This is a genomic window from Kluyvera cryocrescens NBRC 102467 (genome assembly GCF_001571285.1).
Lineage (GTDB): Bacteria > Pseudomonadota > Gammaproteobacteria > Enterobacterales > Enterobacteriaceae > Kluyvera > Kluyvera cryocrescens.
The window spans coordinates 310872-331078 of the sequence record NZ_BCTM01000001.1 but is presented as its reverse complement, the minus strand read 5'-3'; the positions used below and the strand labels follow the sequence as shown (position 1 = coordinate 331078).

General features: G+C 51.4%; 15 protein-coding genes and 2 pseudogenes. 10 read left to right on the top strand and 7 right to left on the bottom strand.

Annotation, left to right across the window (positions count from 1 at the left end; all coding sequences use genetic code 11):
- Positions 1-106 precede the first annotated feature (106 nt).
- The 4 genes and pseudogenes from dusC to KCR01S_RS01560 all read left to right on the top strand — a co-directional run bounded on the left by dusC (position 107) and on the right by KCR01S_RS01560 (position 5407).
- On the top strand, positions 107-1045 hold the full coding sequence (gene dusC / locus KCR01S_RS01575; protein ID WP_061279396.1) for a tRNA dihydrouridine(16) synthase DusC: 939 nt from the start codon (positions 107-109) through the stop codon (positions 1043-1045).
- 153 nt (positions 1046-1198) lie between these two features.
- The gene (gene bglG, locus KCR01S_RS01570) at positions 1199-2032 is read left to right on the top strand and encodes a transcriptional antiterminator BglG (RefSeq protein ID WP_061279395.1); all 834 of its coding nucleotides are present in this window, start codon (positions 1199-1201) and stop codon (positions 2030-2032) included.
- A 26-nt stretch (positions 2033-2058) separates the two neighbouring features.
- A pseudogene (bglF, locus tag KCR01S_RS01565) lies at positions 2059-3997 on the top strand (PTS beta-glucoside transporter subunit IIABC).
- 15 nt (positions 3998-4012) lie between these two features.
- Positions 4013-5407 carry a glycoside hydrolase family 1 protein gene (locus KCR01S_RS01560; protein ID WP_061279393.1) on the top strand — a complete coding sequence of 465 codons (1395 nt, stop codon included), beginning with the start codon at positions 4013-4015 and terminating at the stop codon, positions 5405-5407.
- Between the two features lie 54 nt (positions 5408-5461).
- Here the strand turns inward: KCR01S_RS01560 and KCR01S_RS01555 are convergent, their stop codons facing one another.
- Positions 5462-6196: a class I SAM-dependent methyltransferase gene (locus KCR01S_RS01555; protein ID WP_061279392.1), complete on the bottom strand. Its 735-nt coding sequence runs from the start codon at positions 6194-6196 to the stop codon at positions 5462-5464.
- Between the two features lie 132 nt (positions 6197-6328).
- Between KCR01S_RS01555 and mdtQ the strand changes: the two genes are divergently transcribed.
- Positions 6329-7768 carry a multidrug resistance outer membrane protein MdtQ gene (gene mdtQ, locus KCR01S_RS01550; protein WP_061279391.1) on the top strand — a complete coding sequence of 480 codons (1440 nt, stop codon included), beginning with the start codon at positions 6329-6331 and terminating at the stop codon, positions 7766-7768.
- Positions 7769-7867: 99 nt separating this feature from the next.
- Here the strand turns inward: mdtQ and KCR01S_RS01545 are convergent, their stop codons facing one another.
- A complete protein-coding gene (locus tag KCR01S_RS01545; protein ID WP_061279390.1) occupies positions 7868-8440 on the bottom strand; it encodes a DedA family protein in 573 nt (190 codons plus the stop codon).
- 154 nt (positions 8441-8594) lie between these two features.
- Between KCR01S_RS01545 and KCR01S_RS01540 the strand changes: the two genes are divergently transcribed.
- Together KCR01S_RS01540 and pbpG are read left to right on the top strand one after the other, a co-directional pair.
- Positions 8595-9182: a Yip1 family protein gene (locus KCR01S_RS01540; RefSeq protein ID WP_061279389.1), complete on the top strand. Its 588-nt coding sequence runs from the start codon at positions 8595-8597 to the stop codon at positions 9180-9182.
- Between the two features lie 178 nt (positions 9183-9360).
- The gene (gene pbpG / locus KCR01S_RS01535; protein ID WP_061279388.1) at positions 9361-10314 is read left to right on the top strand and encodes a D-alanyl-D-alanine endopeptidase; all 954 of its coding nucleotides are present in this window, start codon (positions 9361-9363) and stop codon (positions 10312-10314) included.
- Positions 10315-10332: 18 nt separating this feature from the next.
- Here the strand turns inward: pbpG and KCR01S_RS01530 are convergent, their stop codons facing one another.
- Together KCR01S_RS01530 and dld are read right to left on the bottom strand one after the other, a co-directional pair.
- Entirely contained in the window at positions 10333-10887 is a 555-nt protein-coding gene (locus KCR01S_RS01530) for a GNAT family N-acetyltransferase (protein WP_061279387.1), read from the bottom strand.
- A gap of 83 nt (positions 10888-10970) precedes the next feature.
- Positions 10971-12692: a D-lactate dehydrogenase gene (dld, locus tag KCR01S_RS01525; RefSeq protein ID WP_061279386.1), complete on the bottom strand. Its 1722-nt coding sequence runs from the start codon at positions 12690-12692 to the stop codon at positions 10971-10973.
- 199 nt (positions 12693-12891) lie between these two features.
- Here dld and bglX point away from each other — a divergent pair, with 199 nt between their 5' ends.
- On the top strand, positions 12892-15189 hold the full coding sequence (gene bglX, locus KCR01S_RS01520) for a beta-glucosidase BglX (protein ID WP_061279385.1): 2298 nt from the start codon (positions 12892-12894) through the stop codon (positions 15187-15189).
- Between the two features lie 163 nt (positions 15190-15352).
- On the opposite strand, the pseudogene KCR01S_RS25930 reads toward bglX, so the two are convergent.
- From KCR01S_RS25930 to KCR01S_RS01510, 3 genes and pseudogenes are all read right to left on the bottom strand, one after another.
- Positions 15353-15448: pseudogene (locus KCR01S_RS25930) on the bottom strand (major capsid protein); the annotation flags it as partial.
- A gap of 11 nt (positions 15449-15459) precedes the next feature.
- The gene (locus tag KCR01S_RS01515) at positions 15460-16161 is read right to left on the bottom strand and encodes a lecithin retinol acyltransferase family protein (RefSeq protein WP_047057990.1); all 702 of its coding nucleotides are present in this window, start codon (positions 16159-16161) and stop codon (positions 15460-15462) included.
- 471 nt (positions 16162-16632) lie between these two features.
- A complete protein-coding gene (locus KCR01S_RS01510) occupies positions 16633-17460 on the bottom strand; it encodes a hypothetical protein (protein ID WP_061279384.1) in 828 nt (275 codons plus the stop codon).
- 769 nt (positions 17461-18229) lie between these two features.
- On the opposite strand from KCR01S_RS01510, the gene KCR01S_RS01505 reads away from it, so the two are divergent.
- Together KCR01S_RS01505 and KCR01S_RS25560 are read left to right on the top strand one after the other, a co-directional pair.
- Positions 18230-19300, top strand: coding sequence for a hypothetical protein (locus tag KCR01S_RS01505; protein ID WP_061279383.1), 1071 nt, complete (start codon positions 18230-18232; stop codon positions 19298-19300).
- A gap of 87 nt (positions 19301-19387) precedes the next feature.
- A complete protein-coding gene (locus KCR01S_RS25560) occupies positions 19388-19606 on the top strand; it encodes a GNAT family N-acetyltransferase (protein ID WP_244886181.1) in 219 nt (72 codons plus the stop codon).
- The last annotated feature ends 601 nt before the right edge of the window (positions 19607-20207 follow it).

Below are 20207 nucleotides of genomic sequence, written 5' to 3'. Positions count from 1 at the left end.
CACCTCCTGGTGTGTCGATAATCGCGATTGCGCGTCGCGCTCCTGGCAGTGGAAAGCTGCATGTGAAGACGTTACCATAGCGCCTCTTTTTTTTCCGGATAACAATATGCGTGTTTTACTGGCGCCAATGGAAGGCGTGCTCGATTCGCTGGTGCGCGAGCTGCTGACCGAAGTGAATGATTACGATCTGTGCATCACCGAATTTTTGCGCGTGGTGGATCAACTGCTGCCGGTAAAATCGTTCCAAAAGCTTTGCCCGGAATTACATAACCACAGCCGTACTCCTTCCGGTACGCGCGTGCGCATCCAGCTGCTAGGGCAATACCCGCAGTGGCTGGCGGAAAATGCCGCCCGCGCGGTTGAGCTGGGCTCGTGGGGCGTGGATCTCAACTGCGGTTGTCCATCAAAGACGGTGAACGGCAGCGGCGGCGGCGCCACGCTGCTAAAAGATCCTGAACTGATTTACCAGGGCGCGAAAGCGATGCGCGAAGCGGTGCCTGCGCATCTGCCGGTCACGGTGAAAGTGCGTCTGGGCTGGGACAGCGGAGCGCGGCAGTTTGAAATCGCCGATGCGGTGCAGCAGGCCGGTGCGACGGAGCTGGCGGTGCACGGGCGCACCAAAGAAGATGGTTACAAGGCCGAACGCATTAATTGGCAGGCGATTGCCGACATTCGTCAGCGGCTGACCATTCCGGTTATCGCCAACGGCGAAATCTGGGACTATCAAAGCGCGCAGGCGTGTATGGCGGTGACCGGCTGCGATGCGGTGATGATCGGCCGCGGGGCGCTGAACGTGCCAAACCTGAGCCGGGTCATCAAATACAATGAACCGCGATTACCGTGGCCGCAGGTGGTTGAGCTGCTGCAAAAATATACCCGCCTGGAAAAACAGGGCGATACCGGGCTGTATCACGTGGCGCGCATCAAGCAGTGGCTAGGCTATCTGCGCAAAGAGTACGCTGAGGCCACCACGCTGTTTACCGCCGTCCGCGCGCTGCAGGAATCGAAGCTTATCGCCCAGGTGATTAACGACTGGCGCGGATAAAGTTCCGATCCACATCACAAATTTCCCTTTGTGCCATTGAGGTATTGATAGGGAAAATGAAATACTCATAACGATTGTTACTGCTTCGGCAGGCAAAACCTGATTATCTGACGCTTGTCAGGAGTCAGGTTTTTTTGTTTCTGGGGTTCATAAATGCAAATCGCCAAAGTGCTTAATAATAATGTGGTGGTTGTTCTGGATGAACACCGGCGTGAGCAGGTTGTGATGGGGCGAGGACTAGCCTTTCAGAAACGCGTCGGCGACTCATTGGATGAGACAAAAATCGAGAAAATTTTCGCCTTACAGAGCGATGAGCTGGTAGGGCGGTTGGGCGAATTACTCAGTCAGATTCCGCTCGAGGTGATGACCACCTGCGACCGGATAATAGAACGGGCCCGCGAGCGGCTAGGGCCGCTGCAGGAGAGCATTTACATCACGCTCACCGACCACTGTCATTTTGCTATAGAGCGGCAGAAAAAAGGTGTGGCGCTGCGAAATGTTCTGCTGTGGGAAACCAAACGGCTCTATCCGAAAGAGTTTGCACTGGGGCAGGAGGCGCGGGCGCTGATTGCCAGTCGGCTCGGCGTGGAGCTGGCGGAAGATGAAGCGGGGTTTATTGCTTTGCATCTGGTAACGGGCCAGCTTAACAGCGAAATGCCGGAAGTGATGCACGTCACCCGCGTCATGCAGGAAATCTTGCAGCTGGTGAAGTATCAGTTGCACCTGGAGTACGACGAAGAGTCGTTAAGCTACCAGCGTTTTGTCACTCACCTGAAGTTTTTCGCCCAGCGAATGCTGACGCGAACGGTGGTGGCAGATGATGACGCATCGCTGCATAGCGCGGTGAAAGACAACTACGCTAAAGCGTGGAAATGCGCGGAAACCGTAGCGCTGCATCTGCAAAACAGCTATCAGCGGTCGCTAACGACGGAAGAAATTATGTTTCTCGCCATTCATATTGAGCGGGTGAGAAAAGAGGGGCGTTAATCCCTTTATCATTGGATTGTTACTGCATTTTGCAGGCAAAACCTGAGCGCGGCGTCTTCGGACGACGTTCTCGGGTTTTTTTGTTTTTATACTCGGTCAAGGAATTACAGTATGGAATACAAAGCACTCGCGCAGGATATTCTCAGCCACGTTGGCGGCAAAGAGAATATCGTGAGTCTGGTTCACTGCGCGACCCGACTGCGTTTTAAGCTTAAAGAGAGCGGCAAAGCCGATGCCGAGGCGCTCAAAAAGAACCCCGGCGTCATTATGGTCGTTGAAAGCGGCGGTCAGTTTCAGGTGGTTATTGGCAACCACGTCCACGACGTGTGGCAAGCAGTGCGCTATGAAGCCGGGATTAACGATGACAGCGAACCGGTCGTCGTGAAGGGGGAAAAAACGTCCGCCCTCGGCCAGGTGATTGATATTGTCTCCGGTATTTTTGCGCCGTTTATCGGCGTGATGGCGGCCACCGGTTTACTGAAAGGGCTGCTGGCGCTGGCGGTGGTCTGCGGTTGGCTCAACACCGAGCAGGCGACCTATAAAATCTGGTTCGCGGCCAGCGATGCGCTGTTCTTCTTCTTCCCGCTATTCCTCGGCTATACCGCTGGGAAAAAGTTTGGCGGTAACCCGTTTATCACCATGGTCATCGGCGGCGCGCTCACGCACCCGCTGATGATTCAGGCTTTCGAAGCAGCACAGGCACCGGGGGCGACGGCGGACTATTTTCTCGGTATCCCGGTCACCTTTATCAACTACAGCTCATCGGTTATCCCGATTATTCTCGCCGCGTGGGTGAGCTGCTGGATTGAACGGCGCAGCAACGCCTGGCTGCCGTCGGCGATGAAGAACTTTTTCACCCCAGCAATCTGTCTTGCCATCGTGGTACCGCTGACGTTCCTGATTATTGGTCCGGTGGCGACCTGGCTTAGCCATCTATTGGCCAACGGCTATCAGGCGGTGTATGTCGTCGCGCCTTGGCTGGCGGGGGCTGCGCTTGGCGGGCTGTGGCAGGTGTGCGTGATCTTCGGTCTGCACTGGGGGCTAGTGCCGCTGATGATAAACAACATGGCCGTGCTGGGATACGACTCCATGATGCCGATCATTGTGCCTGCGGTCGTTGCTCAGGTAGGGGCGGTGCTGGGGATTTTCCTTGCCACTCGTGATGCACGTCAGAAAGTACTGGCGGGCTCTGCGTTTTCCGCTGGCCTTTTCGGTATTACCGAACCGGCTATCTATGGTTTGACGCTGCCGCTGCGCCGTCCGTTTATTTTCGGCTGCGTGGCCGGTGCGATTGGTGGTGCTATCACCGCATTTAGCCACAGCTATACCTTTTCATTTGGTCTGGCCAACATCTTCACGCTGGCGCAGATGATTCCGCCTAGTGGTGTGGATGCCAGTTTCTGGGGTGGTCTCACCGGTGCGATCGTTGCCTTTATTCTGGCACTGGTGATGACGATGATTGCCGGTCTGCCGCATAAATCTGCAGAACCAATTACGGTGGCAAAAGCGTCAGAAAATGATGTGCTGGCCCCGATGACGGGCACCGTGCTGGCCCTCGATCAGGTGCCGGACACCACGTTCGCGAGCGGGCTATTGGGCAAAGGGGTGGCGATTATTCCCAGCGTGGGGCAAGTGATTGCGCCGTTTGACGGCGAAGTGGCCTCAATTTTTCAGACCAAGCACGCTATCGGTTTGCTCAGCGACAGCGGTATAGAACTGCTGATCCACGTTGGCATTGATACCGTCAAGCTCGAGGGTGCGCCATTTACCGCCCACGTGAAAGAGGGTGACAAAGTGAAGGCCGGCGATCTGCTGCTGACCTTCGATCGTCAGGCGATTATCGATGCCGGTTACGACCTGGCAACGCCAATTATTATCAGCAACAGCGACGACTATCCAGGGCTGGAAATCAGCGCCGCCAGCGCGGTCACCGCTGGTCAGCCGCTGTTGTCCGTACAGCATTAATCACAGGAGAGAGAGATGAAAACATTCCCGCATACGTTTCTTTGGGGCGGCGCGACCGCGGCAAATCAGGTCGAAGGCGCTTATCTGGAAGATGGTAAAGGACTGTCGACCTCCGACGTACAGCCGCACGGCGTTTTTGGCGAAGTTGTCGAGCGTGTACCGGGTGATTCCGGCATTAAAGATGTGGCGATCGATTTCTATCACCGCTATCCGGAAGATATTGCACTGTTTGCCGAGATGGGCTTCAACTGTCTGCGTGTTTCTATTGCGTGGACGCGGATTTACCCCAACGGCGACGATGCTGAACCCAATGAAGCCGGGCTAGCATTTTACGACAAGCTGTTCGATGAGATGGCGCAGCACAACATCACCCCGTTGGTGACGCTGTCCCACTACGAGATGCCGTGGGCGCTGGTGAAAAACTACGGCGGTTGGGGCAACCGCAAGGTGATTGGCTTCTTTGAACGCTACGCCCGCACGGTGTTTGAACGCTTCAAAGGCAAAGTAAAACTGTGGCTGACCTTTAATGAAATCAACATGTCGCTGCACGCGCCGATGACTGGCGTTGGCCTGCCTGCCGACAGCAGCAAAGCCGAGGTTTATCAGGCCATTCACCATCAGCTGGTGGCGAGCGCGCTGGCGGTGAAAGCCTGCCATGAAATCGTCCCAGAGGGGAAAATTGGCAATATGCTGCTCGGCGGCCTGATGTATCCGTTAAGCTGCAAGCCGGAAGATGTGTTTAAGACCTTGCAGGAAAATCGCAGCTGGCAGTTCTTTGGCGATGTACAGTGCCGCGGCGCGTATCCGGGCTATATGCTGCGCTATTTCCGCGAAAACGGCTTCGAACTGAACATCACTGACGCCGACCGTGACGCGCTGAAGTCTACCGTCGATTTTATCTCCTTTAGCTACTACATGACCGGCTGCGTCACCGCCGATGAGGCGCTGAATAACAAAGCGCGCGGCAATATTCTTAATATGGTGCCGAACCCGCATCTGGAGAGCTCGGAGTGGGGCTGGCAGATTGATCCACTGGGGCTGCGCACGCTGCTTAACGTGCTGTGGGATCGTTATCAAAAACCGCTGTTTATCGTGGAAAACGGTCTGGGGGCGAAGGATAAAGTGGAAGCCGACGGCAGCATCAATGATGACTACCGGATCAGCTACCTCAACGATCACCTGGTACAGGCGCGTGAAGCGATTGAAGACGGCGTGGAGCTGATGGGCTTTACCAGCTGGGGGCCAATTGACCTGGTCAGCGCCTCGAAAGCCGAGCTGTCCAAACGCTACGGTTTTATCTACGTTGACCGCAACGATGATGGCAGCGGCACGCTGGCGCGCAGTAAGAAGAAGAGCTTTGGCTGGTATAAAGAGGTGATTGCGACTCACGGCGCAAGCTTGAAAGAGTAAACCTGAAGAGAACCGCGCGTTATCCGGCCTGATGGTCGAATAACGCGCGGTGTTTTAGCCCGCCTTTCGCGCGCGCAGAATGAAAATCATCGGCCGCTCTTTTTCTTCGTCCAGCGCCGGGTTAGCGGCAATTTGCTCCGCTGTGGGCCCCCATTCGTTGAGATGTTCAATCACAAATCCGGCGCCAATCAGGGCGTTAATCCAGGTGCCCAGCGTACGGTGCTGTTTTTTGACGCCGTCGGCAAACCAGTTGCTGATGCGCTCGCCTTCCTGCTGATAATGACTCACCGGCCAGCTTTTCTGCCCGTGTTCTTCCACCTGCCAGCCCTGCTTGAGAGGGGCGGTGTAGATCGGATGTTCGGCGGTGAATACCAGCGTCCCACCCGGCGTTAATGCCTGGTAGATGTTGGCCAGCAGCGGGGCAATATCTGGTAAATAGTGCAGCGTCAGTGAGCTGTAGACCAGATCGCAGCTATTGGCGGGTAGGTTGAGGGCCTGTAAATCTTCGCGGTGGTACTCGATGCCGTCGCCGTCGGTCATCTCACGCGCGCGCTCCAGCATACGCTGGGACAGGTCGAGCCCGGTTATCTGCGCGGCACCCTGGTCGCGCGCCCAGCGGCAAAACCAGCCGTAACCGCAGCCCAGGTCGACCGCACGTAGATCGCGCATTGTCGGCAGTATTTGCTGAATGGCAGGCCATTCTGGCGCACCGTCCAGCCCTTTAACCGAGCGGTCGAGCGTGGCGTATCCGGCGAAGAAATTGGCATCGTCATAGATGTTTTGGCTCATTTTCACTCCATGAATTCTATCTATTATTAGCTGTATTTAAGTATGTCTGTTTATGTTCCCACACGCTTTACTAAAGAGATTTCCTTCATCTAAATTATGATCACGCCCTGATTTTGTAACCTGACCACTCAAATGAATCTCACTCTTAAAAAAAGCGTGCTGTCCGGTTTGCCCCTGCTCATCGCGCTGGCCGGCTGCGCGCCGTCGCATGATATTGGTGCCCCGGCCAAACAGCAGGTTCCGGCCTCGAATGTCTCTATGGAACTTCCTGCGGCGGTTCAACACGGCTGGCCGCAGAGCAACTGGTGGCAAGATTACCATGATGCGCAGCTCAATAGCTTAATGAGCCGCGCGCTGGCCAATGCACCGGATATGCAAATTGCCGATCAGCGTATCAAGCTGGCAGAAGCGCAGGCGCGAATGTCGCAGGCGGATCTCGGCCCTGAACTCGATTTTGGCGCCGACGTTGAGCGGCAAAAAATGTCCGCAGAGGGCCTGATGGGCCCTTTTGCTACCGATAGCGACGGTAACACCGGCCCGTGGTACACCAACGGAACGTTCGGTTTAACGGCCGGCTGGGATCTTGACCTGTGGGGCAAAAACCGCGCTCTGGTGCAGGCGCGCATTGGTGAAGTCAAAGCGCAGCTGGCTGAACGCGCGCAAACCCGCGAACTGCTTTCCAGCAGCGTGGCGCGCCTTTACTGGCAGTGGCAGACCGAAGCGGCCATCCAGGATGTGCTGCAGCAGATCAAAAGCGAACAGAATAATATCGTGACCGTTGATACCGCGCTGCTCGAACATGGTATCACCAACTCCGCCGAAGGGGCTGAAAACGATATTAACGTCAGCAAAACCGATGAACAGCTGGCGGATGTCGCAGGTAATATGAAAGAGATCGAAGCCCGGCTGATGGCGCTGACCAACAGTCAGAGCCGGTCGTTGAATTTGCGTAAGGTGGCGCTGCCTGCTGTCGCCAGCAAAATGCCGACCACCTTAGGTTACGAGCTGCTGGCGCGTCGCCCTGATTTGCAGGAAGCACATTGGTATATTGAAGCCTCGCTAAGTGAAGTTGATGCGGCGAAAGCAGCATTTTATCCGGACATCAACCTGATGGCCTTCCTGCAACAGGATGCGCTGCACTTAAGCGATCTCTTCCGTCATTCTGCCCAGCAGATGGGGGTGACCGCAGGGTTGACGCTGCCAATCTTTGACAGCGGCCGTTTGAATGCCAATCTGGATATCGCCAGTGCGCAGAACAACCTTTCCGTTGCCAAATACAACAAAGCGGTGGTCGACGCAGTGAACCAGGTGGCGAAAACGGCAAGCCAGGTCGAAACCTTGATGGCGAAAAACCAGCAGCAGGCGCAGGTTGAGAAAGATGTGCAGCGGGTGGTCAATCTGGCGCAGCAGCGCAAGAATGCCGGGATTATCTCTGGCGCGAAAGTCAGCGTGGCAAAATTACCGGCGCTGCAGGAGCGGATGAGCGCAATCCGCCTGCACGGCCAGTGGATTGACGCCAGCATTCAGCTGACCTCTGCGCTGGGTGGCGGCTACCATATCACCGATAAATAAAAACGCCGGTGAATGACGTCCTCCCGTATTGCCCGACGGGAGGACATTTCAGCATCAACAGGGCGTATCCCTTCAAATCCCCGCCGCCGCTGATATCGGTTATTCCTGCGGTTTTCTCGCTTCCCGCCGCTTTAACCACCAGCGCAGTGCGAGCACCAGAACGATAGCCAGCGCCAGCCAAATCAAGTGTTTAAGATGTTTATCTAAATGATGTAGCCACGGGCCAATTGCTTCACCGCCAAGATAGCCAAGGGTGGTAAACAGCAGCGCCCAGATAATCGCCCCGACAATATTCAGCGGCAGGAAAATTTTCGGCGGTAGGCCGCTGGCGCCAATCAGCAGTGGGCCTATCACGCGAAAGCCATACATAAACCGCGTACCGATAACGAACAGATAGGGATGACTCTTAATTAAGCGCTGCGCTTTACGAATTCGCGCCTGATGGCGTGAGAAGCGCTTAAGTAACCGACCACCAAACCGTCGCCCCAGCAGATAAAGGAGCTGATCGCCAATCATCCCACCTAGCGCCACCGAAATCACCACCAGCGGAAATTTCAATAGGCCCTGATGTGCCGCCACGCCGCCAAGCAGCGTAATTGTTTCGCCTTCTGCCATGCTGCCGATAATCAGCGCGGCGTAGCCATAGTGGGAAATCAGGTTATTGATATCCATGCAAACACGTACTCCTTACAACGTCATTCCCTTAATGATACACCCTGATGAGCAGGCTGCAGCTGCGTCTATTTTTCGCGTTGTACATAAAATAATCCATAAGCGTGAATTATACTTACAGCAACGTGGTACGAAGCCGTGCAGAGGAGGCGTTATGAACCATGTATGGGGACTTTTCTCCCACCCTGACAAAGAAATGCATATTATCCGTAGCGAGAACGAAACCGTTTCTCACCACTATGTGCATCACGTACTGATCATGGCGGCCATTCCGGTCATCTGTGCTTTCATTGGTACCACCCAGCTTGGCTGGAACTTTGGCGATGGCAATGTCGTCAGGCTATCAGTCATGACTGGGCTAGGGATGGCGGTACTGTTCTATGCGCTGATGCTGGCGGGCGTCGCGGTGATGGGGCGTGTTATCTGGTGGATGGCGCGTCACTATTCGAACAGGCCGTCGCTCAAGCGCTGTATGGTGTTTGCGGGATATGTCGCAACGCCTATCTTCCTGAGCGGTATTGTCGCGCTCTACCCACTGGTCTGGCTGTGCGCGCTGGTGGGGACGGTGGCGCTGTTTTACACCGGCTATCTACTGTATGTCGGCATTCCAACCTTTCTGAATATCGACCGGGAAGAAGGGCTGAGCTTTGCCAGTTCGACGCTGGCGATTGGCGTGCTGGTACTGGAAGTGCTGCTGGCGCTGACCGTCGTGCTGTGGGGCTACGGCTACCGTCTGTTCTGATGCTCTAACTCATTGCTGGCGTGAATTTAAACACGCCAGCAATGCAGCATTTATTCACTATTCTTTACTGGTAGATTCCGCGCACTCCGCGCTATGATGAGCCATTCCGCTTCGTCACCGTTTGGTACGAAGCGGTTGTCTATCATCATGTGCATAAATAACCGCCAGAATACTCACCATGCAGAAATTTCGTATTTCCCTGCTCAGCCTTGCTTTAGTGCTGGCTGTGCCTTTTGCGCCTCAGGCGAGTGCTAAAACGGCCGTCTCTGCCGTCTCCTCGCAGCCGGAAATTGCGTCCGGCAGCGCAATGATTGTCGATCTGAATACTAATAAAGTCATTTATTCAAACCAGCCGGATCTTGTGCGCCCAATGGCCTCGATAACCAAGCTGATGACGGCGATGGTGGTGCTGGATGCACATTTACCGCTGGATGAGATGCTGACGGTCGATATCAGCCACACGCCGGAGATGAAGGGGATTTACTCTCGCGTGCGTTTGAATAGCCAGATTAGCCGTAAAAATATGCTGCTGCTGGCGCTGATGTCTTCCGAAAACCGTGCGGCCGCCAGCCTGGCGCACCACTATCCGGGTGGCTATGATGCGTTTATTCGTGCCATGAATGCGAAAGCCAAGGCGCTGGGCATGAGCCGCACCCGTTACGTTGAGCCGACGGGGCTGTCGATTCACAACGTATCCACCGCGCGTGATCTGTCTCGCCTGCTGATTGCCACCAAACAGTATCCGCTGATTGGCCAGTTGAGCACGACCAAAGAAGATACCGCGACCTTTGCCCATCCGGCCTACACGCTGCCATTCCGCAATACCAACCATCTGGTGTATCGCGATAACTGGAGCATTCAGCTGACCAAAACCGGCTTTACTAACGCCGCGGGTCACTGCCTGGTGATGCGTACCGTGATGAACAATCGCCCGGTGGCGATGGTGGTGATGGATGCGTTTGGCAAATATACCCACTTCGCCGACGCCAGCCGTCTGCGCACATGGGTGGAAACCGGGAAAGTGATGCCGGTTCCGGCAGCGGCGCTTAGCTATAAAAAGCAAAAAGAAGCCCAGGTGGAAGGCGATATCGCCAAAGCCCAGCGTACCGGGCAGACCACCCAGGAAGATTAGTCCTCGGTATACGCCATGTTATTCCGGCAGCGTCCAGTCACCGTCGTTGAGTGGACGCTGCATTATCACCGTATCCCGCCAGTCTCCCAGCTTGTAGCCCACGCTGCGCAGTTGTCCCACCACTTCAAACCCGTGTTTCTTATGCAGGCGTAACGAGCCGGTATTGTTATTGCCGTCGCCAATGACCGCCAGCATCTGCCGCCATGGCCCTTTTTCGCATAGGGAAATCAGCGCGGCGAGCAGGTGACTACCGATACCGTGCGCGGTCATGTCGGTATCGACATAGATAGATTCTTCAAGGGTATAGCGATAAGCCGGGCGAGGGCGATAGGGGCTGGCATAGCAATAGCCGACAATCTCACCGCGATACAGCGCCACCAGCCAGGGTAGCCCTTGCTGCTGGATGTTGCTCATCCGCTGGCCCATTTCATCAATTGAAGGGGGAACTTCTTCAAACGAGGCGCGCCCATTGAGGACATGCCAGGCGTACAGCGCCGCAATGGCCTGAACATCGTCGGCTCTGGCATCGCGGATTTCAATATCGGCGTTGCTGGCGACATCAAGCGTGGACATTATCGAATTCCTTGTTGTGACAAACGCGTGCGAAGGCTTATCCGGAACGCAAAACGCGCCCCCGATAAGCCTGATTGACGACATTATGCGTCGGTTTTCTCACCCCAGTATTTCAGTTTACTGGTTTTACCGATACCCGGATTCATACTGTTGGTCGGATCGTTTTCACGATAGTGGCGCTGGAGATTTTCATCGGCTTCATACAGATGACCGACGTTATGTTCCGCCGGGTATTGCGCACCGCGTGCGCGCAGCAGCTCCAGCATTTGTTCTTTCAGTTCGTGCGGGTCGACGCCTTTTTTGACAATGTAATCCTGGTGGAAAACGTGGCACATAAAGTGGCCGTAGTAGAGTTTATGCACCAGCTTGCTGTCGATTTCTGCCGGCAGATGCTCAAACCATTCGGTATCGTTACGGCGCAGCGCAATGTCCAGCGCCAGAATATCTTCTACTTCATCCGCGTGAACCGCCTGATAACGAATCGCCGCGCCGGCCGCTGCGAAGCGGTGCAGGAACGCTTTGCTGCCTTCTTCCGGCGTACAGGCGAAGAAGTCGCCTTCGGCCTGTTTGAAGTATTCGGTCAGCCAGTTTTGTGCTTCGTCAATGCCATCGCCGGACATTTTCAACAGCAGGTGGTGTTCATACTTATCGCGCCAGGTTTTCATCCGCTCCGGCAGGTGCGCCGGGAAGGCGTGCCCCAGTTTTTGCATAAAACGGTCGGTGAAGTGCGGTTTAAATAGTGACACTTTTTCCAGCACCGCATCGGTACGCCCTTTCAGAGTGAAGAAGAACGGCATTTTGTCGGTGCCGAGCTTGTCGATCATCAGGAAGGTATCTTTGCCATATTGCTCAGCAATATCGTAGATATCGCGGTGCATATATTCGCCGGCGACCGGCAGATTGTTGAATTCCGCCAGAATGTGGCGGCGAATCTCGGTCAGCACGTCCGGCTGATTGGTACCAATGTAGAATACCTGCTGGCGTTTCTCTGCCGGAAAGGTATCGAGGCGCACGGCAAATACCGCGAGCTTGCCCGCACAGCCGGAAGACTCAAACAGGCGGTCCGGGTCGGCGTTGTAGCGCGCCGGGGTGTCGGCGTTCACATCGCGCACGCGGTTCACGTAGTCGTGGTCATGGGCGTGACGGCCGTCGTGCTGCACGTCGCTATCTTTTACGCGTTCATCGTCGAGCTTGCTTAGGATCTGCTCCGGCGTTTCGCCCAAATCGATCCCTAAATGGTTAACCAGCTTCAGCTTGCCCTGCTCATCAATACGGGCAAACAGCGACATTTCGGTATAGGCCGGGCCGCGTTGGACCAACGAGCCGCCGGAGTTGTTGCAGATACCGCCGATAACCGACGCACCAATGCAGGAAGAACCGATCACCGAGTGCGGTTCGCGGCCGTAAGGCTTCAGCGCTTTCTCCAGGGAATAGAGGGTAGTGCCCGGCCAGGCCAGCACCTGTTCACCTTTGTCCAACAGGTGCAGTTTATCCAGGCGCAGAGTGCTAATGATGACGATTTCACGATCATAGTCGTTGCCGCTTGGCGTGGAGCCTTCGGTCAAACCGGTGTTGGCGGCCTGCATCAGGATAATTTTGTCCGCCGCCACGCAGGCACTGAGGACGCGCCACAGTTCCAGCAGCGTGCCGGGGAAGACCACGGCGAGAGCATCACCGTGACCAGAACGAAAGCCTTTGCGATAGCGGGCGGTTTTAGCGGGGTCAGTCAGCAGGTGAGCGTGACCAACCAGGCGGGAGAGTTCGTTTATCAACGCGTTATTATCGATTGTAGATTGAGAAGACATTCTCCACTCCTTGTGGTGGGACAAATTTTCGTTTCTAAGAATAGCGCTTTGTATGACCATTTGGTGAGTGAATGTTTCTAAAAATCAGAGAATAAACTTTAGCTTTCTGTAACGTGGTCATTTAAGTTTATGGCAAACTGCGGTTTTTCATCGACCCTCGTCGGTCTAATCGGCACGTACTCAAAGAGACTACAAGAATATGAAATGGCTATTATCTGTAAGCGTCGCGGTGAGCCTGGCGCTGCAACCCGCTCTGGCTGAGGATTTGTTCGGCAATCATCCGCTGACGCCGCAGGCGCGGGATGCGTTTGTGACCGAACTGCTGAAAAAGATGACCGTCGATGAAAAAATCGGCCAGCTGCGACTGATTAGCGTCGGCCCAGATAACCCGAAAGAAGCCATCCGCGAGATGATCAAAGACGGCCAGGTGGGGGCCATTTTTAACACCGTCACTCGTCAGGATATCCGCGCGATGCAGGATCAGGTGATGTCGCTGAGCCGCCTGAAAATCCCGCTGTTCTTCGCCTACGATGTGGTTCACGGTCAGCGTACCGTTTTCCCGATAAGCCTGGGCTTAGCTTCAACATTTAATCTTGATGCGGTGAAAACCGTTGGCCGTGTATCGGCTTATGAAGCAGCGGACGATGGTTTAAATATGACCTGGGCGCCGATGGTGGATGTCTCGCGCGATCCGCGCTGGGGCCGTGCCTCGGAAGGGTTTGGTGAAGATACCTATTTAACCGCCATCATGGGGGAGACCATGGTGAAAGCGATGCAGGGTACAAGCCCGGCGGATCGCTACTCGGTGATGACCAGCGTCAAGCACTTCGCCGCCTACGGCGCAGTAGAAGGTGGTAAAGAATACAACACCGTCGACATGAGTCCGCAGCGCCTGTTCAACGACTATATGCCGCCGTATAAAGCCGGGCTGGACGCGGGCAGCGGCGCGGTGATGATCGGCCTGAACTCGCTAAATGGCACGCCGGCGACCTCTGACGCATGGCTGCTGAAAGATGTGCTGCGTAACCAGTGGGGCTTTAAAGGCATCACCGTTTCCGATCACGGGGCGATTAAAGAGCTTATCAAACACGGCGTGGCGGCCGATCCGGAAGATGCGGTACGCGTGGCGCTGAAGGCCGGTATTGATATGAGTATGAGCGATGAGTACTACAGCAAATACCTGCCGGGGCTGGTGAAGTCCGGCAAGATAACCATGGCGGAGCTGGACGATGCGACGCGTCACGTGCTGAACGTGAAGTACGATATGGGGCTGTTTAACGATCCGTACAGCCACTTAGGGCCGAAAGATTCTGATCCGCAGGACACCAATGCCGAGAGCCGTCTGCACCGCGCAGAGGCCCGTGAAGTGGCGCGTCAAAGCCTGGTGCTGCTGAAAAACCGTCTGGAAACCTTGCCGCTTAAGAAAGACGCCACTGTTGCCGTTGTCGGTCCACTGGCGGATAGCCAGCGCGATGTGATGGGCAGTTGGTCGGCGGCGGGCGTTGCCGGGCAGTCGGTCACCGTATTGAGCGGCATTAAAAACGTGATGGCCGGGCAGGGGAAAGTGATTTACGCCAAAGGCGCGAACGCCACTAATGATAAAGGCATCGTTGACTTCCTGAACCTGTACGAAGAAGCGGTAAAAATTGATCCGCGCTCGCCGCAGACGATGATTGATGAAGCGGTCAACGCCGCCAAGCAATCAGACGTGGTGGTGGCGGTGGTTGGCGAAGCGCAGGGCATGGCTCACGAAGCCTCCAGCCGTACTGAACTCTCCATTCCTAAAAGCCAACAGGATCTGATTGCCGCGCTGAAAGCCACCGGTAAACCGCTGGTGCTGGTGCTGATGAACGGTCGTCCGCTGACGCTGGTGAAAGAAGATCAGCAGGCTGACGCCATTCTGGAAACGTGGTTTGCCGGTACCGAAGGCGGCAACGCCATCGCGGACGTGCTGTTTGGCGACTACAACCCGTCCGGTAAACTGCCGATGTCCTTCCCACGCTCCGTGGGGCAGATCCCGCAGTACTACAGCCACCTCAACACCGGCCGTCCATACAACGCTGACAAGCCGAACAAATATACCTCGCGCTACTTTGACGAGGCCAATGGCCCGCTGTATCCGTTCGGTTATGGCCTGAGCTACACCACCTTCACCGTGTCCGATGTCAAAATGTCCGCGCCGAGCATGAAGGCTAACGGCAGCGTCACCGCCAGCGTACAGGTGACCAACAGCGGTAAACGTGAAGGGGCGACGGTTATTCAGATGTACTTGCAGGACGTGACTGCGTCGATGAGTCGTCCGGTGAAACAGTTGAAAGGTTTTGAGAAAGTGACGCTGAAACCGGGCGAAACCCAGACTGTCAGCTTCCCGATTGATGAAAGCCAGCTGAAGTTCTGGAACCAGCAGATGAAGTACGCCGCCGAGCCGGGCAAATTCAACGTCTTTATCGGCGTGGATTCCGCACGCGTGAAGCAGGGTGAATTCGAGCTGCAGTAAGTTTGCCCCCTACGACGCTTTGCCGGGTTCTCCCTTTGAGGAGAGGGCCCGGCAACTCCCCAAATATAGTCTGCTGTGAGCGAGGAGCAGACGTTCACAACTATCATCGCCATTGATTATGCTCTACTCACCTTCCCGTGTGTTAACCGACAGGGAGCAGATCACCGTATTTTACATAGCCCTCCAGCGTTGCATCCGCAACGTCGATTCCGATCACCTCGGAGAACTCATCGACACTACGACCACGGCGTTTAAATGCTTATTTGAGAATTAGTCGCTAAGCCATGACCATACTTTATATACACCATACCCAACTAAAGCTACGCCTCCCGCGGCAAGCACAACGGGGGCCGCAGCTACTGTAGCTGCTGAAGCTCCAGTTAAGCCAACAATAGTACTCGCTCCACCAGAGAAAGCTGCTGTAGTTAACCCTGCACCACTAGCAACAGACGATATACCGGTCAATGCTGAAGTACCGGATGTCATTGCCCCTGATGCTATAGCTCGCGTAGCAACCTGACGGCTTGCCATGGACGCCGCAGTTCTTAATACCGTGGGGGCTGTTTGAGTTATTTTATAATAGCTGTAAGCATTGACCCCCGCCTGCCCTACAGATACTGCCATAGTCTTCACTGTTTTGACCTGAGCGCTTTCACTAACGCCAGTCACACACCATGTCGCAAAATGCTCACAGTTGTTGTTGAATATATTATATCCATCCTCACCCAGTCTGGATTTAGCCCTTTTCACAATATCTACATTGGAGTAAACACATTTAGCATCCAGATGTTCGATAATGGCAACTTCGCTCTGGTTCTGATTGAAGTCTTCAAACGAAGTCTCACAGATTTTACCTTTGCTTAACCCACTTGCCAGACCTGAATAATGGATAACTTTACCACTCCCAATGTAAATACCATGATGAGTATATCCGGTACGTTTGGATGAAAGGTGTGCGCCAAGGGTAAACATCGATTACTCCATTTTCAGCTAATCATATCCGCCGAGTTTATACCCGAAAGTATTGTTTGGAAATCACCAAGCGTTCAAATTATTTTGTAAAGACTTTTTCCCCTTATGACAGGAGAAGTTAAACGAGGTTAATGATGTCCACGTTGAGCGAAGAGCAGTCATGCTTCCCTATGGAACAGGTTCTCAATGGTGGCATCACTTAATAATGAAGGGAAGCGAACCAACGAATCAGCACAAGAAAGCCCATTATACATGTGTATAATGGGCTTTCCTGTTATGACACGGCGAACTTAGCTGGAGGTCCGCACTGAGCGAGGAGCGGAAGTTGACTTTATTGAGAGTAAAACAGATCTAATAGTGAATGGTCTTGTTATGTAGGGGATTTACGATAATTTTACTACCAAAGTCGTTAAAAAATAATATAAAATATCAACGATAGTGACCTGTTTTTCATAAGGTCACTATATGAACCTATTTTTCTATTTTAATTTTATTCAACGTTATAGGGGCTGGGTTATAGCTAGGTATGTATAATATCTCACTCCCTAGCTTACGCTCTTTTATATTCACTTCTTTAGCGACAAGGTTACCGTCATACAACCTAATAATCACATAGTCTTTAACTTGATCATGAAAGTAACTGAATTCTTTTTTTAATGATGCTTGTTGTAAACCAATTAAGAAGCTAAATGTCATTATGGCAATAAGGGGAAGGGTCGCCGACCAAATTAAATAACTTGGATTACGTTTATGATTTTTAACAATTCTGTATATAATATAAGTAACTGTTGCTATTGATGAACTTAAAACGAAAAAGCCACCATATTCTGAATCATGTCTATAAGACTGAACAATAAAAACAACCATAATAAAAACTGTAACTGCAGTAACCTGAACTGCTTTTACTTTACTTTCAGGCCATGGAGTAAAAAACATCAACATAACACAAATTATATTGAAAAATAAATATGACATACCCACAAATAAAAATTTAGAATCTAACGTTATAAACTCCATAGGATAATCAAAATGATATGCATAGCCATATTCAAATGAAATTGCAGACATATAAGACAGAACAGTTATTGTCAATATTAGCAAGGCTTCCTTGCTTTTTATAAAATCAATTATCATGATATTTGTTTTTTTATGAATAAAATAATCACTTACCAGACAGTTAATCTTCTTAATTGTTATGGTGTTCAGTGAAACCCGAACTTTTCTCAGTTCTTCTGAAAAAGTCCTCATGTATATGATAACAAGCAAAATATTTTTTTCACTAATTATACTAAAATTCATGAAGAATCAGCAGTGTGAAGCAGGGAGAATCTCTAACAAGAGACGCCGTCCTTTTGTAAATTTCCCGGCAAACCGGACTATCTGCTTTTAGAAACAGGATTCAACGTGACATTACAGTGAACTGTTTCCACAGATTGATGGAGATGGATGTTAGCAATGCCCGCTTTCGGCACGAAGCGGGCAAGCAAACTGAGTTGAAGGTCCGCTGTGAGCGATGAGCGGACGTTGAGGTACCTAGTACATACTCTCAATTTTCAACTTTTCTGACCCGTAGTTTCCGGAGGAGCAAATCGTACAAACTATCCACTGCAGGAGAACCCTGAGAAGCACGGCTTATGAATAATGAGACTTCCATCGATTCAAGGTGACCTGTCCCCAGTGTTAGATACAAACGTCAGTTAGTAATGTCGTTTTCTTTACCTTCACATTTTCCATTTGTCACCATGCAGCAAACTCCGATTATCTTACGTTGATCGTGCCGAGTCGTGGGATTCAATGCGGCATTTACTGTGTTAGGCTCTATGAATGGTTCTCGTTCCTCTTTACTGCTTACAATTGACTGTGAGGTAGTCCCGCACGATGTCCAGCTCAGGAGCCTACGGGCCACCAAAGAGTAGGGACACAACTGCGAAGAGAACTGTTATCTGATATAGATTGTTTAGTTCAAAAGATGAATGCATGATATAACCTATCTATATCGCCTTTGAAAGTGAGAAAAATAGTGGATAGGTTGTACGAACTAGGAAAAAGATTTGATAGATTATTATACATGAGTATTGTTGTTGTTATTTTTAGTTTCCTCACCTGCTCTTTATTAATCACATTAAGCAGCCAGAATCTATTTGCTTTAATAACCTCATACAAAGATATAAAACAACAAATCGAAACAAAAAAAATAAAGATAGAATATATCGAAAAACAAATTTCAGCTGTTAATGAAAACGTATCGGATGTTCTAGACTTTCGAAAAAGAATTAATGGTTCAGAGGTGGACATTGCAAGCTATAAATCAGAAATCGAAAATGAATTTTTTTCCATTAGAAAAAACTCAATAAATAAGAGTTTGATTGAAATAGACCTTGATGAGGTGAGTTCAATTAACGAGTTAAATTACTTTATGTACGATGTGTTGAAAAAAGAGATTGAAAAATCAAGTTTGGGCTATATTGTAATGGATAAAATAAAATCGGCCCTCCCTGAAAAAAATAAAATCGCAAACTATCATGATGCAATGAACTGGTTGGATGGAAGAATAAGAGATGAGAGTAATTCAAAAATAGAGATAGTCAACATAGAATCAACCTTAATCATCCCATTTAAAATAGGTGACATGGCATCTAGTGTGTCATTGATAAGCATAGCCAAAATTGCTAGTTATGCTATGCCTGTATTCATGGTTTTTTGGTTGGGCTCACTGTTCGTCACGCGGAGAATAGAGATGATGAATCTTATGAAAATAAAGGACATATCATTGATATACCCACATATTTTTAATATCTTCTCAGTGGACACAACAAAATCTCAAGATTTCAACCTTTATCTCTTAGGCGATGAAAAGATAAGAAAACAAATAAACGCCTCTATATTTTTAATAAAAATAATAAAAGGCTTTTTATTTATATCATTAGCACTCGCAATGTGTGGGCCATTGTATTATGGCGAAATCATTTACCTGATAAACTACAACACATCCTCGCTACCATTATTTATGGTTTCACTTTCCTGCATGCTAATAAATATAATCCAAGCAGTTGGGTATGTTTACTTTGAGTCAATTTCAGCTAATGTTATTTACAGAATAAAAAATGGTGTGGTTGATGGGTATGAACTTAATTCTTAATGTGGAAATAACTCCTTTTGCTAATATCCATTTCCACTCATGGCTCTCCTAAAGAGAGCCCCCCTCCTCTACTTTTCCTTCATATAATTGATTGAATTTCTAACTCATGAGTTTTCTCTACAAATTTACGCTCAACTAAGGTGGGAAGAGTTTTGTCCCTGTGTCAATAGCATCCATGCCAGAGAAATTCTGTGCCTGTATGTCGATGAGCCCTACCATGGTAAAGGATTTGCACAAGCACTGATGCAAAAGTGCTTTGCTGAATTTGAGGCAAAGGGATCGGATCCTGTCTGGTTAGGTGTCTGAGAACATAACCCAAGGGCAGTCACTTTTTATCGTAAGCTTGGGTTTACCGAGGTTGGAGGGCATATTTGTCAGGTTGGGTCAGACCCGCAGAGAGATATCATTATGAAACGCTCAACTTACGCTAGCTGAACATACATTTTGACGATCGCTTTTGGCACAAAGAGGACGGTGGCCAAATTCTTACGATTCGTTTTCTAACTTCTGTCGTGATTTGCCAAAAGCATTTTTAGCATGCTGGCATGGGGTGAAGGATATGGGTAGCAGCAACTTGCGTATTGACGAGCAGCTGAAAGCTCGGCTCGATGGTACATGAATAGTGGAAAAATGAACTCGCACAAGGCAGGGCATCTCTGTAAAGGAACCGCTTCTACATTGTGTTGATACCCCCCAATCCCGCTCTTCACTCCACTTTGTGAACCCCATCGCGATTTATCTCTCTGTGACGCAGGATCTGCGTTAAATAGCCTATTTTTTATCCGCAAAACCGTACGTAACGTGATTAATCTCACGACTCACGCCTCGCACTTGTCATCGTTTTGTGCGCCAGTTCAAATGCGGCCCCGCAGCGTAAGAACAGGCGTGATGCCATTCACTAATACGT